Raw genomic sequence first — 13,115 nt, 5'->3', positions numbered from 1 at the left:
CTTAAGTGAACGGCATTACTTCATGTGGAAGGTCTTTTTCAAATAGATATTAATCAGTTAAATATTGTTCAAATGGTGACTGATTCAGCCATATTATTGGTTGAGCACTAACTGGTAGAAGCTCGCTTGAGTGTAATCACCCGCTTCCATACCACGCCATTCACAGGCTGAGCTCGACTTCTTAGTGTTGCATTGATTGTATGCGCCCGCCTTGAAGTACATCCAGTCCTGTCCATAACCAAGGTCGATATCATGCCCCTGATACTTACCCTTAGCCAAATCAACATCATACGTCTTCACAATAGGATCGGCTGAGTTTGGATTCTTAGTAAAGGTTAAGTGCATGATGTTATCTTTGATATTCACATCGTATGAGAACACTTCACCTAGCTTGATGCCATCAGCAGGGTCCGAGCTGCCTTTTTTCAGATTGTATTGACCAAATACATCATGGCGAATGTCTTTACGAAGTTTCTTTCCGTTTTCATCCTTCGCGTTTTTCATCTCTGTCGGCGGGTTTAACTCATAGTTCCACGTTAACGAACCATGCTCATGTTCTGGCAACTTGCGGTAAACAATTTTCAGTGGCTCATTGTCTGAACCATGAATTTGGCCGATCACTACCGAGAATGCGCCTGTTTTTTTGTAGCTACCGCTGGTACTCACCTGATCAACAGAAAGTGTTGCCGTCATTTGACCACCGATAGAACCAAACTCTTCTGCATTCTCATGGCTTGAAATCGCGAAATTGTTGCTCGGCGCCGAGTAGCTGTCTGCCAGCATCGCTCTTAGCTCACTGCGCGTATTCTTACTGTTTGGTGTCGTTGGTGCTGTATTCGGAGCCACAAACACCATCGCACCAGATTCAGCATCCGTGTAGAACCATTTAGGGTGAACGTAAGGCGTGTCTACATTCGACAGTTCCTTTTTACCAATCTCCAGCGTTTTACCTTTTCTAGACCCTTCAGTCGTCAGCTCCGGTAAGTTAATTTTCCATTTAGATAAATCGAAGTTTTGTGCTGGTGCTTTTGCAGGGTCAAGATTGAACTGTTGACCAATATCGTGATTAGAAGCAATAGCGGGAGCGGCTAAAAGGCTGGCAGTCAGTAGGCTAAGGTAAGACAGCTTCATTATTGGGTTTCCTTTATGTCGTCATAATGTAGGTTGTCAGAACAATAAAATAATATTGTATTATTATATGTGATCTATATTAAAGATTGAAAACTGATGGCCAATTCGGCACGAGTAAAAAGAAAAAATGAGACTTAACACCAATCAAAGATATTTTTAGCCAAGTTATCAGATAGCCCAAAGCACTTATCATCAGAAACAAAAAAGCCCCGCTCTCATTGAGCGGGGCTTCTAATTATCGAATCTTAATTAAGAATTATGCTTCTGCTTTCTTTAGCTCAGCTTCTTCGTTAGCTTCAACGCCGATTTCGTTTTCAGATTTCGCTACGATAGTGTTAACCGCAGTATCACCAACAACGTTAGAAGAAGTACAGAACATGTCACAGATACGGTCAACAGCAGCAACAATCGCTAGACCTTCTGGTGGTAAACCTAGTTGGTGCAATAGAACACCTACCATCACAACACCGCCACCAGGAACACCACCAGCACCGATAGACAGTAGCAGGATAGTTAGACCAAGAGTGAAGATATCAGCAGTATTGATTGGCTGACCAAACGCGTTTGCTACGAACATAGTTGCGAGTGCAATGTAGATAGATACACCAGACATGTTCATTGTTGCACCCAGTGGTACACCGAAACCTGCTACTGACTTAGATACGTTTAGTTTGTCAGTAAGAGTACGCATTGTTACTGGGATTGTTGCGTTCGAACTTGCTGTAGATAGTGAGAATAGAACTTGCTCACGAGTTGCACGTAGGAACTGCTTTGGAGAAATACCAGTGAATGAACCAACCATCATTGGATAGAAGAAGAAAATCCAGAACACAAGCATTGCAACCACAAGCGCCACATAGCCAGCAACTGACATTAGCGTGTCTGCATCCAGTGTTGCGCCCAGTTGAATCATCAGAGCAAATACACCGTAAGGCGCCAAGCTCATTACTAGGCCGATAAGCTTCATCATGATTTCGTTAGCCATCTTGAATGTCTTGATAGCTGGGCCACCACGAGAATCAAGCGCTTGAATAGCAAGACCTGTCAAAATTGCCATGAAGATGATTTGTAGCATGTCGCCGCTTGCGAACGCTTCTACAGGGTTGCTAGGAACGATGTTAACAACAAGAGAGAAGATGTCTGGTGTTTCAGTTGTTGTAAGCGCAATTGTCTCAGAAACCGTACCCGCAAGGTTCGCACCTGCACCTGGTTGGAAAATAAGACCAATCGTTAGCGCTGCTGAAATCGCGATGATGGTGTTAATAATGTAAAGACCAAAGGTTTTACCACCAAGACGACCAAATGAACGAATATCTTTTAGCTCAACAATACCGCAAACAATAGATACGTAAACAAGAGGAACTACAAGCAATTTGATAAGTGATACGAACATACCACCAGCACCTTCGGCAGCGCCAAGTAGATACGTATCAAAAATAGCAATACCGCTGAATAGGTACTGAATAGCAGTACCAATAAGTAGACCGGCGAACAAGCCTACAAAAATTTTACTTGAGAGCGATTTATCCATCGTTCTTCTCCAGTTTGTTGTGTTTGAAATTTGTACTTTTATAGTTATATATGCGACCAAAATCGCTGTATGGCAGTGGATTTTACATACAAAGATAACAATTAAAAGTATTTATTTACAAAAACACCACAAATGTGACATCAAAACATTTACTCAATCACAACAAGTTTCATAACACAAAACTCTAAATCGCTGATCTGAATGAAATAAAAAGAACGACATTCTTAATGCGGTTTTGATGCTTATTTACGTGGACTCTCAAGTTATAGGCACAAAAAAAGAGAGGCCTATACCTCTCTTTTTATTTTACGCAAACCAGTGATTTATTTTGTCGCTGCGACTAACTCAGTCAATGCACCAGTCAATCACTTGGCAACGTAATTCGTCATTACTTAGCAACCATAACCATCGCTGGGCGAACCACACGACCGTTTAGTTCGTAGCCTTTTTGCATCACAAACATAACCGTGTTCGATTCGTGATCTGGGCTTTCTTGAATAGACATCGCTTGGTGGAATTCAGGGTTGAACGCTTCACCTTCAGGGTTGATCTCTTTAAGACCAAACTTAGCAACTGTGTCTACGAACGTTTTGTGCGTTAGCTCAACACCTTCATACAGTGGCTTAACCACTTCGTTTTCAGCGTCTGCTGCTTGCATTGCACGCTCTAGGTTGTCGATTACAGGAAGCAGACCTTCAGCAAACTTGTTCAAAGCGAATTTACGCGCTTTATCAATTTCTTGTTCGCTACGGCGACGCATGTTTTCAACTTCAGCTTTCGCGCGAAGAACAGAATCTTGCTGCTCTTTCACTTTAGATTCACTAGAAAGCAGTGCAGCTTCCAGTTGAGCGATTTTTGCTTCCTGCTCATCAGCAGCGTCTTCATTCAGTTCAGCTTCTTCAACTTTCTCAGCTTCAGCGATGATCTGATCTAGCTCTGCTTCGGTTACTTTGTTTTCTTCGTTGCTCATGATATCTCCAGAATTCGTTTTCAATGCAAGTGACAGGCGTGTTTGCGCCCCAAATTGATATAAAACACTCGCATAGACGTTCAACTTGCCTTTATTATGGGGATGAAGAATTTTGATTCAAGCCTAATTCGTTTGGAAACGTTATGAAAAAGCCATTTGAAGTCATCGCCATTATCGGTAAACCTCGAGATCAGCAAGCAATTCAGACTCATAGAGAGCTCTATCAGTGGTTAAGTGCTGAGGGTTATCAAGTGTTTGTTGATGACAGACTCGCCACTATTTTGGACGACATCCCAAAAGAACATTTTTCTAGCCTGATTGAATTAGGTAAACGCGCCGATCTCGCTATTGTGGTCGGTGGTGACGGAAATATGCTCGGTGCCGCTAGAATCTTGTCACGTTTCGACATTTCAGTGATTGGTGTTAACCGAGGCAATCTTGGTTTCCTAACCGATCTCAACCCTGAAAACTTCCAGAGTGCGCTTACTGATGTACTCAAAGGCGAGTTCATGGAAGAAGAGCGCTTCTTACTTGAAACGGAAATTCATCGTCACGGCCAGATAAAAAGCCACAATGCAGCCCTTAATGAGGCTGTACTGCACCCCGGCCAAGTTGCTCACATGATCGAGTTCGAAGTATATATCGATGACAGCTTCGCCTTCTCACAGCGCTCTGATGGCTTAATCGTCTCAACACCGACAGGTTCTACCGCCTACTCGCTTTCTGGCGGCGGCCCGATCCTGTCATCAAGCCTAAATGCTATCTCACTCGTGCCAATGTTCCCGCACACCCTTTCAAGCCGCCCACTTGTGGTGGATGGCAAGCGTCGTATCAAGCTGATCGTATCGCCTGATAACCGTGGAACTCAGGAAGTGAGCTGTGATGGTCAAATCTCGCTACCGGTTTCTCCTGGCGATGAGATCCACATTTACCAAAGCCCGAATGTACTTAAGTTGATCCATCCTAAAGACTACAACTACTACCATGTTCTACGTAACAAACTAGGTTGGTCGAGTAAGCTGTTCTAAAAGAATAAACGCTCCAGTGGTAACCGAAAATTTGAAAGGCTGACGACATTCGTCAGCCTTTTTATTGCCAGTAAAAGCCCGTCGGCTCTAGCTTCTCTGCAGTTCCTTATACCTCCACTCCCAAGAGGGAGGAACGACTGAGTTGGGAATCTATAGCGGTTTCAGTGATCTACGAACAACCTCAATTCTGATAACGGTCGCAAAAAATTTTCACCTGTCGACTTTACTGTATAAAGAAACAGTATATACTGAACTTATATACAGTATTGTTCAGTTATACAGGTAAATAAAAATGCTGGCTCATTTAAGTGTTAATAATTTCGCTATTGTTAAGTCTTTACAGCTAGAACTATCTAAAGGCATGACAACAATCACCGGGGAAACTGGTGCGGGTAAATCTATCGCTATCGATGCTTTAGGCTTATGTCTTGGGGGAAGATCCGATGCAGGAATGGTTCGACAAGGTGAAGAAAAAACCGAAGTCAGTGCCGCTTTTTTACTTGAGAACAATCTGCATGCAACCCGCTGGTTAGAAGACAACGAATTGCTTGATGGCAGTGAGTGCATCCTGCGCAGAACCATCTCAAAAGAAGGTCGTTCTCGTGCATTCATCAACGGTAGCCCTGTCCCTCTTTCGCAATTGAAATCACTTGGACAACTGTTGATCAACATCCATGGTCAACACGCGCATCACCAGTTGATGAAAAGCGATTATCAAATGGCCATGCTTGATCAATACGCAGGCCACTTGAACCTATTGAAATCGACACGTAATGCTTACCAAGCATGGCGACAAGCGGATAACCACTTAAAAGAGTTACGTGAGAATAGCCAGCAAAACCAAGCTCAAAAACAACTTCTTGAATACCAAATCAAAGAGTTAAATGAGCTGTCTATTGGGGAGGAAGAATATGAAGACCTCGAACAAGAGCATAAGCGCCTCTCCAATAGCGGAGAACTGGCCACAACCTGTCAGCAAGCTATCGAGCTTATTTATGAAGGCGAAGAAGTTAATGCGCTTGGTATTCTGCAATCGGCCAATAACTCCTTAATTCAGTTAGCTGAGCTAGATGAAAGATTGGCCGAGTTACCGAACTTGCTTTCTGAAGCCATTATTCAGATCGAAGAGACCAACAACGAGTTAAGAACCTACCTAGACAGCATTGATGTTGATCCCGGTCGTATGGCTTACGTTGAGGAGCGTTTCTCTAAAGTGATGTCGATGTCTCGTAAACACCACGTGTTACCTGAAGAGCTGTATAAGCACCATCAAGACTTACTACAACAAGTTGAAGCGCTTGATTGCTCTGATGAAAAATTGGAAGAACTGGCCAACGAGGTAGAAAACCAATACCAATCGTTCGTTGCTAAATCAGAGAAGCTTCATAAATCTCGAACTCGTTACGCAAAAGAGCTCAACAAGCTGATCACGCAAAGCATGCACGAACTGAGCATGGAAAAAGCGCAGTTTGCCATTGAAGTGAACAACACCAACACACACCCTTCTCCATTGGGTATGGATAACGTGACCTTCATTGTTTCGACCAACCCAGGCCAACCAATGCAGCCGATTGCGAAAGTGGCCTCTGGTGGTGAGTTATCACGAATCTCACTGGCGATTCAGGTGATCACAGCGCAAAAAGTGGATACACCAAGCCTGATTTTCGATGAAGTCGATGTGGGTATCAGTGGACCAACCGCTGCGGTTGTCGGAAAAATGCTACGTAAGCTGGGCGAATCGACACAAGTTATGTGCGTGACTCACTTACCTCAAGTTGCCGGTTGCGGTCACCAACAACTTTTTGTAGCGAAGAACACGAAATCAGGTAAAACCGAGACTCAAATGCACACGCTTGATGAGCAACAACGCGTTTCAGAGCTTGCTCGACTGCTTGGTGGCAGCCAGATTACCGAATCGACGCTTGCCAATGCAAAAGAGTTATTAATCGCAGCATAGGTTACATATTCAGCAACTTTCTGATAATTTACCGAAAATTCTTGGCAATTTTGCAACTTAATTCAAAATTGCCAGTCATAACAAGCTCAAAGCGCAAGGAGCTTTTTACTTCTTGCTGGAGCTTGTTTATTATCAGGCAGTATTTTAGCGAAGAAAGATCTCAAACTATGCGAATTAAAAAGTGGTTAGTTGCAGTTCCACTTGCACTAACAATGTTGACCGGTTGCTCTCTATTAGAGAAGTTGGTTTATCGAATTGACATCAATCAGGGTAACTATGTTGAACAGGAAGCTGTCGATCAGCTCAAGTTTGGCATGACAAAAACACAAGTTCGTTACGTTATGGGCTCACCTATGCTTATCGAAAATGGCTACCCAGATACGTGGTACTACATTTACCACCACACAAAAGGCCATGAAGACTCGATTCAAAAAAATCTTGTTGTTAACTTTGATGCAACGGGCACCTTAGTGACGATCAATGGTGATTTTGAAGCCAGTGATGAATTCTTCGAAAGCCTTCGCTAGCTTTCCAGTCAACAAAGCTCTTAGCCGATAAAGCTATCAGTCGACAAAACTATCCGTCGACAAAGCAAGAATCGCAAAAGCCTGCTAACACGAGCAGGCTTTTTAATATCTGCTAACAAATTAGCTGCGTTGTCTAACCAACAGGTACAAAAAAGCTCGCCAATATAGCGAGCTCTCTTCTTAGTCAAACTGGTTTAGCATTACGATTTAGCCGCTGCTGCTTTCGCTTGCTCAGCACGCTTACGGCGAATCTCTTTTGGATCGGCTAACAGTGCACGGTAGATTTCGATACGGTCTTTATCACGAACCGTCGCATCTAGCTTAACGTTACGGCTGAACACGCCAACCTTATTTTTCGCTAAGTCGATTTCTGGATACAGTTCCAAAACACCAGACTGCGCAATAATCTCTTCAACGGTCGCGTTCTTATTTACCACTAAGGTAAATACACGCTGCTCATGTGGAAGCGCAAACACAACTTCTACGTGGATCATATCTGATTCAATAGTCATGGCTTAGTAAACCTGTTTCGCTCGTTGAGTAAATGCACTGACCATATTGCTTGTCAGTTCATTGAAAATCTTGCCAAATGCCATTTCAATCATTCGACTAGAAAATTCAAACTCTAGTTTAAGTTCAACCTTACATGCTTGGTCGTCTAGAGGAGTGAAATACCAGCCCCCCTCCAGCTTCTTAAACGGGCCATCTACCAGCTCCATCAAGATCTCAGCACCATCCGCTAAGCGGTTCGATGTGGTAAATGTTTTGCTGATACCAGCTTTAGAGACATCAACCGAAGCCACCATAGTTGAATCTGAAGATTCGATCACACGTGAACCAGAACACCCTGGCAAAAACTCGTGATAACGAGCAACATCATTGACCAAGTTGAACATCTGGTCGGCACTAAACGACACTAATGCTGAACGAGTAACCTTTGGCATATAGACTCCTGTTAAAGACAGCGTTACATTAACACAAACTGCAATTTTAATTGTATTGGGCCAGAGCGCAAATAAAAAGGATTCCCCATCTAGGGCGCATTCCGTATAATGAGGCCATTATGGCAAAGAATAAATCAAAATCAAAAGCCGGTAGTAATACCATTGCGCTTAATAAGAAAGCTCGCCACGAATATTTCATCGATGATGAGATAGAAGCGGGGCTTGAGCTACAAGGCTGGGAAGTAAAATCCCTACGTGAAGGCAAAACCAATATCGCAGAAAGCTACGTATACATCCGAGATGGCGAAGCATTCATCAGTGGTATGACGATTACTCCGCTAACTCAAGCGAGTACTCATATCGTGGCGAACCCAACACGCATCCGTAAACTATTAATGTCGAGAAAAGAACTCGACAACCTTATCGGTCGTATTAACCGTGAAGGCATGACGCTTGTCGCAACCGCACTTTACTGGTCTCGCTCTTGGGCGAAGATTAAAGTTGGCGTAGCGAAAGGTAAAAAGCTGCACGATAAACGTACTGATATGAAAGAAAAAGATTGGGCGAGAGATAAAGCACGAATTATGAAGAGTAATTTGCGTTAATTTTAAGCACTTAAACGCACAGTGCTAGACAGGGTAAGCTTTTCTGGTACTATGCAAATAACACTTGGGGCTGATTTAGGATTCGACAGGAATTTTGAAGTCTGAGGTGCATGCCGTGGGGCGGTTGGCCACGTTAAAAGCCGCAAAAAAATAGTCGCAAACGACGAAAACTACGCACTAGCAGCTTAATAACCTGCTCAGAGCTCTCTTACCCTAGCTTCCGCTCGTAAGACGGGGACCAATAAGAGATCAAACCCAAACTAGCTAGCGTGGCTTCTCCCACCTGAGAGGAAAAGCGCGAATTATAATTCAGGTTAGCCTTTAACTAGCGTGTCGGTTCGCAGGTTGCTGGTGAAATTAAAGATCGACTAAGCATGTAGTACCAATGATGAATGATTTTTGGACGCGGGTTCAACTCCCGCCAGCTCCACCAATTCAACATTTAAAGACGTCCCATGACGTCTTTTTTTGTGCCTACCGCAACGTAAAATCAATAACTTAGCGTATTACAGAGTTCCATAGCGTCCCATGACTTCTTTGCATTATGGGTACACAGCAGGGTACACTGATTTTAGATCCCTAATTTGGTGTACCTATTATGGCTAAAATAACTACTAGACTATCCGACAAAGAGATAAAAGCATCTAAACCAAGCGATAAAGAATACAACCTGTTCGATGGTGATGGCTTACGTCTACGAATCAAGCCTAATGGTTCTAAGCACTGGTTACTGAACTACTACAGACCAACGAATGGAAAACGAGCTAACCTCAGCCTTGGCAAGTACCCTAACCTATCTCTTGCAAATGCACGTAAAAAGTCGATGGAAGCAAAAGAGCTGATCGCACAAGGGGTCGACCCGCAAGAACATAAAAAGCAGCAGCTCAATGAACATAAAGCGATCCATGAACATACATTCTTAAACGTTGCACATAAGTGGTTTGAGATAAAAAAGGATTCGGTTACTCCAGACTATGCTGTTGATATTTGGCGTTCACTTGAACTTCATGCATTTCCATCCATCTCAAAGTTCCCTGTCAAAGATATCGATGCTCCCTTAATTATCGAACTTCTCAAACCTATTGAGGCGAAAGGAAGTTTAGAAACGGTCAAGCGTCTATCTCAGCGTTTAAATGAGATAATGAATTACGCTGCAAACTGTGGGCTTGTAAAAGCAAACCCTCTGACTGGTATCCGCGCCGCTTTCAAGAAACCAAAAAAAGAGAATATGGCAGCTCTCAAACCAGCAGAGTTACCAGAGTTAATGGGGGCAATTGCGAATGCCAGCATAAAGCGCACTACACGTTGTTTAATTGAGTGGCAACTTCATACTATGACTCGCCCTAGCGAAGCTTCAGGAGCTCGCTGGTGCGAAATTGATATAGATGAAAAGGTATGGACCATTCCCGCTGAACGAATGAAAAAAAGAAGAGAGCATCGTATTCCGTTAACGGAATCGATGCTTGAATTACTTGAGGTAATAAAACCAATTAGTGGTCATAGAGAATTCGTTTTCCCTTCTGACAGGGACCCTAAAAAACCATGTAATAGCCAAACGGCTAATATGGCGCTTAAACGCATGGGATTTGCAGGAAGGCTTGTTAGTCATGGTCTACGCTCACTTGCTAGCACAACGCTTAATGAGCAAGGTTTTGAAGCTGATATAATAGAGGCAGCTCTGGCGCACGTTGATGATAATCAAGTTCGTAGTGCCTATAACCGTACTGATTACTTAGAACGTAGGAAGCCGATGATGTGTTGGTGGAGTGAGCATATAGACGAAGCCTCAAAAGGCAGTCTCTCAGTCACAGGAACTAAACAACTTAAAATTATTGGTCAATAACCATATGAGAAGATTAGTTAATTAAGCTTCATACCTTCTTGAAGTAACAAAATAAATGAAGCACAGTCACCTAAATAATTGGGGTAAGCTTCTGATAGCTGGCCCATATTCTTAGTGGAGATGAGTAGGGTATTTATCCCAGAATGACTACGGGTCATCTTTTCCGCAGCGTTATAAACCGAAATGGCTTTACTGTAATTGTCGAACTCCTCACTAAAGATAAGCTCCAATGAGTTCTCATTGATCATTAACAAAACATGTTCGGTTACATCATTGCAACAGGCTTCAACTTTCTCAGATAGAATTCTAAAGGTTTGAAGCCTACCTAGCGCATTAATCTCGTCATTTAGCTCACGCAGCCTGATTGAGAATTGATCTTTATCTTCTTGACCTAACTCTATAGCCCCTTCAGCATCAGCTATATAACGACTCATGATTGAGAGAAGCTCTTCCCATTTAATTTGTAGGTCGTCTTTATCTTCATTGGCACTATGAGAATGAGTCTTTATCTTAGTTCCTTCCAAGATATCCACTATTTCAACGGTGGTCGCCCAAAGGTGTTGAAGCCTAGTTCTCAATTGAGCTTCTATGTTAAAACTCTTCCCACTCGCATGATCATATCGATAAATCACATGTAAGCTTCTATAACCACAGTCATTTGGCTTTGGGTTAGTGATGTAATTATCAATATCTTTAATTCTAACTCGCCCTACCTTCTCTACAGTTCCTTGCAATTGAGATATTGCCTGCTCTAACGACATCAAATCAGGGAATATCGCTCGACAGCCACCAATATCATTCATGTTGGTTACACATGTTGCATTCGCTGTATTGCCATCAAGTGATTTACGTTGAAGCTTATCAATTATAGTTTCTAAGCGCTTTAATCGAGTTACTGGCTTAACATCTATACCGAGTTCACGACAACAACGACCAACAAGATAGGCAATAGTATTAAGAGGCTTTTCATGGGCGGCACGGAACTGCTGGATAGTGGCGGTGGCTGACTTAAGATCACCTTCTTTTTTACGAAGTCTTCTACCTGCTTTTTTCACTCCATTATTGGAATAAGAAAAATCTTCAGCTGCACTTTCATCTACCGTACGTTCAAGGAAGTCTTGAAAGTTCAGCTCGTAGTCGTCATGGAAGGTTTTGGATGCTTGTTCAGCAGATGGGGTGTCGTCAATTAGGAAACTGACGACACTTTTTTCTTTATTACTCACAGGCTAGTAGTACGTCCTGATTGTTTAATTTGCGCGTAGTGGGATTGAATTAGATGATCTGGGATCACTTTCTGGTGCGTTCCATCCCATACTTGATGCCACGGGCTACCATCTCGGTGTGTTAGGTCCACCAATTGTGGTCCAGTTAAATGACCAAGTTGAGAAACAACATCCTTCACGATAGATTCGCTTTCAGCATCTAGAACCACATCACCCTGTTCGGTAATGACGTTCGCTCCGTACGACTTAAAACGGAAATACACAGATGGCACTACTGGACCAAACTTCCATGCAAATACGTCATCAACCACTAGAGGGCGTTGAAAATGTGCCAAAGACAGACCATGGCAAACATAAGTTAGTTTCTGTAGCTGCAAATTGGAGAAACATTTACCTTGCTCTTTCGCATGCTTAAGCAAGCTCAATGCAACATCTACAGCGCTGTAGGTATGATAAGTTTTCATTTTATTTATCCAATTTCGTCTAAAAGGTTTACATTTTTCAGTCGATGCAACGAAAATAGTGTAAACCATAGCTGTATTTTAAGACAGTGATTTTATTCGCAGTTAGATGCTCGTTCGCAAAGATTAGTAACATGTTAGGTAAAGATGTTACTACGTTAACTGCTGTTCGATAGCTAGATAAGTTTTGCTCTAGCTGACAATATCGTATTTTGAAGCAGCTCTACTGTTTCAATCACATTCCGTCCACCAGCAACTAAGCGATGTAACTCCTCGAAATTGACTTGTACATATTTATTTTTCCTTGGATTAAAAATAATACCGAATTTCCAAGGCAGAATCTCTGGATTAGACAATGAATATGTGAAGTTAAGCAGCCAGTACAGAAGGGTTTGGCGGTAATCACCCGCTGAAAAATTCTTGCTCGTACATTTCACTTCCACCAAGCAATCGCCAAAACAAAAGTCTCCTTGGCTAGAAGATATCCACTCCAGTCCAGCAATAGATGGGGAAATGGTGATCTCTTTTCCCTTTGCCAGCTCACCCAGTCCCAACACTAAATTACTTGCAACTAATTGAATTAACCCTCTGTCTTTATCAGTTAACTGACTAGGTGTTTGAGCATCAAAAAAGCGAGACTGCCTTTTTAAGGCCACATCTAGATAATCCCCCTCAATCAACTCCTCTCCTCGGAGTAAAAACTCGGCTCTAGCACAGGCTATCTCATAAAGCATAGCCGGACTTAAACTCATCTTGCTGAGTTCGACCTCTGAAACTGCTTCTATATCCTCAAGTTTCAACCATGTTTGATTTAGCCCCGCAACTATACCGGGGACCAACCCCGGAAATAGAATCTCGGAAATGCCGGGAATGTCTCTAGCCACAGTTCGGGGAT

At 42.8% G+C, this 13,115-nt stretch carries 13 protein-coding genes and 1 other RNA gene; 6 read left to right on the top strand and 8 right to left on the bottom strand.

Annotated elements, in window-relative coordinates; all coding sequences use genetic code 11:
* Positions 1–93: 93 nt before the first annotated feature.
* From AB4351_RS07425 to grpE, 3 genes are all read right to left on the bottom strand, one after another.
* A complete protein-coding gene (locus AB4351_RS07425; RefSeq protein WP_372125531.1) occupies positions 94–1,131 on the bottom strand; it encodes a polysaccharide lyase family 7 protein in 1,038 nt (345 codons plus the stop codon).
* A gap of 256 nt (positions 1,132–1,387) precedes the next feature.
* A complete protein-coding gene (locus tag AB4351_RS07420; protein WP_017072011.1) occupies positions 1,388–2,662 on the bottom strand; it encodes a dicarboxylate/amino acid:cation symporter in 1,275 nt (424 codons plus the stop codon).
* A 388-nt stretch (positions 2,663–3,050) separates the two neighbouring features.
* Positions 3,051–3,632 carry a nucleotide exchange factor GrpE gene (grpE, locus tag AB4351_RS07415; RefSeq protein ID WP_017069543.1) on the bottom strand — a complete coding sequence of 194 codons (582 nt, stop codon included), beginning with the start codon at positions 3,630–3,632 and terminating at the stop codon, positions 3,051–3,053.
* A gap of 143 nt (positions 3,633–3,775) precedes the next feature.
* Here grpE and nadK point away from each other — a divergent pair, with 143 nt between their 5' ends.
* From nadK to bamE, 3 genes are all read left to right on the top strand, one after another.
* The gene (nadK, locus tag AB4351_RS07410) at positions 3,776–4,660 is read left to right on the top strand and encodes an NAD(+) kinase (RefSeq protein WP_017066747.1); all 885 of its coding nucleotides are present in this window, start codon (positions 3,776–3,778) and stop codon (positions 4,658–4,660) included.
* Between the two features lie 292 nt (positions 4,661–4,952).
* A complete protein-coding gene (gene recN, locus AB4351_RS07405; RefSeq protein ID WP_017059862.1) occupies positions 4,953–6,617 on the top strand; it encodes a DNA repair protein RecN in 1,665 nt (554 codons plus the stop codon).
* Positions 6,618–6,784: 167 nt separating this feature from the next.
* Positions 6,785–7,144, top strand: a complete 360-nt coding sequence (gene bamE / locus AB4351_RS07400; protein ID WP_010438918.1) for an outer membrane protein assembly factor BamE — start codon at positions 6,785–6,787, stop codon at positions 7,142–7,144.
* 200 nt (positions 7,145–7,344) lie between these two features.
* Here the strand turns inward: bamE and AB4351_RS07395 are convergent, their stop codons facing one another.
* Positions 7,345–7,656: an RnfH family protein gene (locus tag AB4351_RS07395; protein ID WP_004735158.1), complete on the bottom strand. Its 312-nt coding sequence runs from the start codon at positions 7,654–7,656 to the stop codon at positions 7,345–7,347.
* A gap of 3 nt (positions 7,657–7,659) precedes the next feature.
* Complete coding sequence (locus tag AB4351_RS07390) at positions 7,660–8,088, bottom strand: SRPBCC family protein (protein ID WP_017069540.1); 429 nt, start codon at positions 8,086–8,088, stop codon at positions 7,660–7,662.
* Positions 8,089–8,207: 119 nt separating this feature from the next.
* Between AB4351_RS07390 and smpB the strand changes: the two genes are divergently transcribed.
* The 3 genes from smpB (at position 8,208) to AB4351_RS07375 (ending at position 10,536) form a co-directional block, all read left to right on the top strand.
* The gene (gene smpB / locus AB4351_RS07385) at positions 8,208–8,693 is read left to right on the top strand and encodes an SsrA-binding protein SmpB (protein WP_004735156.1); all 486 of its coding nucleotides are present in this window, start codon (positions 8,208–8,210) and stop codon (positions 8,691–8,693) included.
* Positions 8,694–8,759: 66 nt separating this feature from the next.
* Positions 8,760–9,126, top strand: a transfer-messenger RNA (tmRNA) gene (ssrA, locus tag AB4351_RS07380).
* 165 nt (positions 9,127–9,291) lie between these two features.
* Entirely contained in the window at positions 9,292–10,536 is a 1,245-nt protein-coding gene (locus AB4351_RS07375; protein WP_372125529.1) for an integrase domain-containing protein, read from the top strand.
* 17 nt (positions 10,537–10,553) lie between these two features.
* Here the strand turns inward: AB4351_RS07375 and AB4351_RS07370 are convergent, their stop codons facing one another.
* The 3 genes from AB4351_RS07370 to AB4351_RS07360 form a co-directional block, all read right to left on the bottom strand.
* Positions 10,554–11,759, bottom strand: coding sequence for a RelA/SpoT domain-containing protein (locus tag AB4351_RS07370; RefSeq protein WP_372125527.1), 1,206 nt, complete (start codon positions 11,757–11,759; stop codon positions 10,554–10,556).
* Entirely contained in the window at positions 11,756–12,223 is a 468-nt protein-coding gene (locus AB4351_RS07365; RefSeq protein WP_372125525.1) for a Panacea domain-containing protein, read from the bottom strand. The genes AB4351_RS07370 and AB4351_RS07365 overlap by 4 nt, the downstream gene beginning before the upstream one ends.
* 173 nt (positions 12,224–12,396) lie before the next feature.
* Positions 12,397–13,104, bottom strand: coding sequence for a hypothetical protein (locus AB4351_RS07360; RefSeq protein WP_372125523.1), 708 nt, complete (start codon positions 13,102–13,104; stop codon positions 12,397–12,399).
* Positions 13,105–13,115 lie beyond the last annotated feature (11 nt).

The organism is Vibrio sp. 10N.261.51.F11 (genome assembly GCF_041471665.1).
GTDB lineage: Bacteria > Pseudomonadota > Gammaproteobacteria > Enterobacterales > Vibrionaceae > Vibrio > Vibrio crassostreae_C.
Note: the sequence above shows the minus strand (reverse complement) of the source record. Positions and strands in the feature narration are given on the sequence as shown.

Excerpts from the sequence above, each read along its gene's own strand:
- AB4351_RS07425 (WP_372125531.1), bottom strand. The coding sequence starts at position 1,131 with ATGAAGCTGTCTTACCTTAGCCTACTGACTGCCAGCCTTTTAGCCGCT.
- AB4351_RS07420 (WP_017072011.1), bottom strand. The coding sequence starts at position 2,662 with ATGGATAAATCGCTCTCAAGTAAAATTTTTGTAGGCTTGTTCGCCGGT.
- grpE (WP_017069543.1), bottom strand. The coding sequence starts at position 3,632 with ATGAGCAACGAAGAAAACAAAGTAACCGAAGCAGAGCTAGATCAGATC.
- nadK (WP_017066747.1), top strand. The coding sequence starts at position 3,776 with ATGAAAAAGCCATTTGAAGTCATCGCCATTATCGGTAAACCTCGAGAT.
- recN (WP_017059862.1), top strand. The coding sequence starts at position 4,953 with ATGCTGGCTCATTTAAGTGTTAATAATTTCGCTATTGTTAAGTCTTTA.
- bamE (WP_010438918.1), top strand. The coding sequence starts at position 6,785 with ATGCGAATTAAAAAGTGGTTAGTTGCAGTTCCACTTGCACTAACAATG.
- AB4351_RS07395 (WP_004735158.1), bottom strand. The coding sequence starts at position 7,656 with ATGACTATTGAATCAGATATGATCCACGTAGAAGTTGTGTTTGCGCTT.
- AB4351_RS07390 (WP_017069540.1), bottom strand. The coding sequence starts at position 8,088 with ATGCCAAAGGTTACTCGTTCAGCATTAGTGTCGTTTAGTGCCGACCAG.
- smpB (WP_004735156.1), top strand. The coding sequence starts at position 8,208 with ATGGCAAAGAATAAATCAAAATCAAAAGCCGGTAGTAATACCATTGCG.
- AB4351_RS07375 (WP_372125529.1), top strand. The coding sequence starts at position 9,292 with ATGGCTAAAATAACTACTAGACTATCCGACAAAGAGATAAAAGCATCT.
- AB4351_RS07365 (WP_372125525.1), bottom strand. The coding sequence starts at position 12,223 with ATGAAAACTTATCATACCTACAGCGCTGTAGATGTTGCATTGAGCTTG.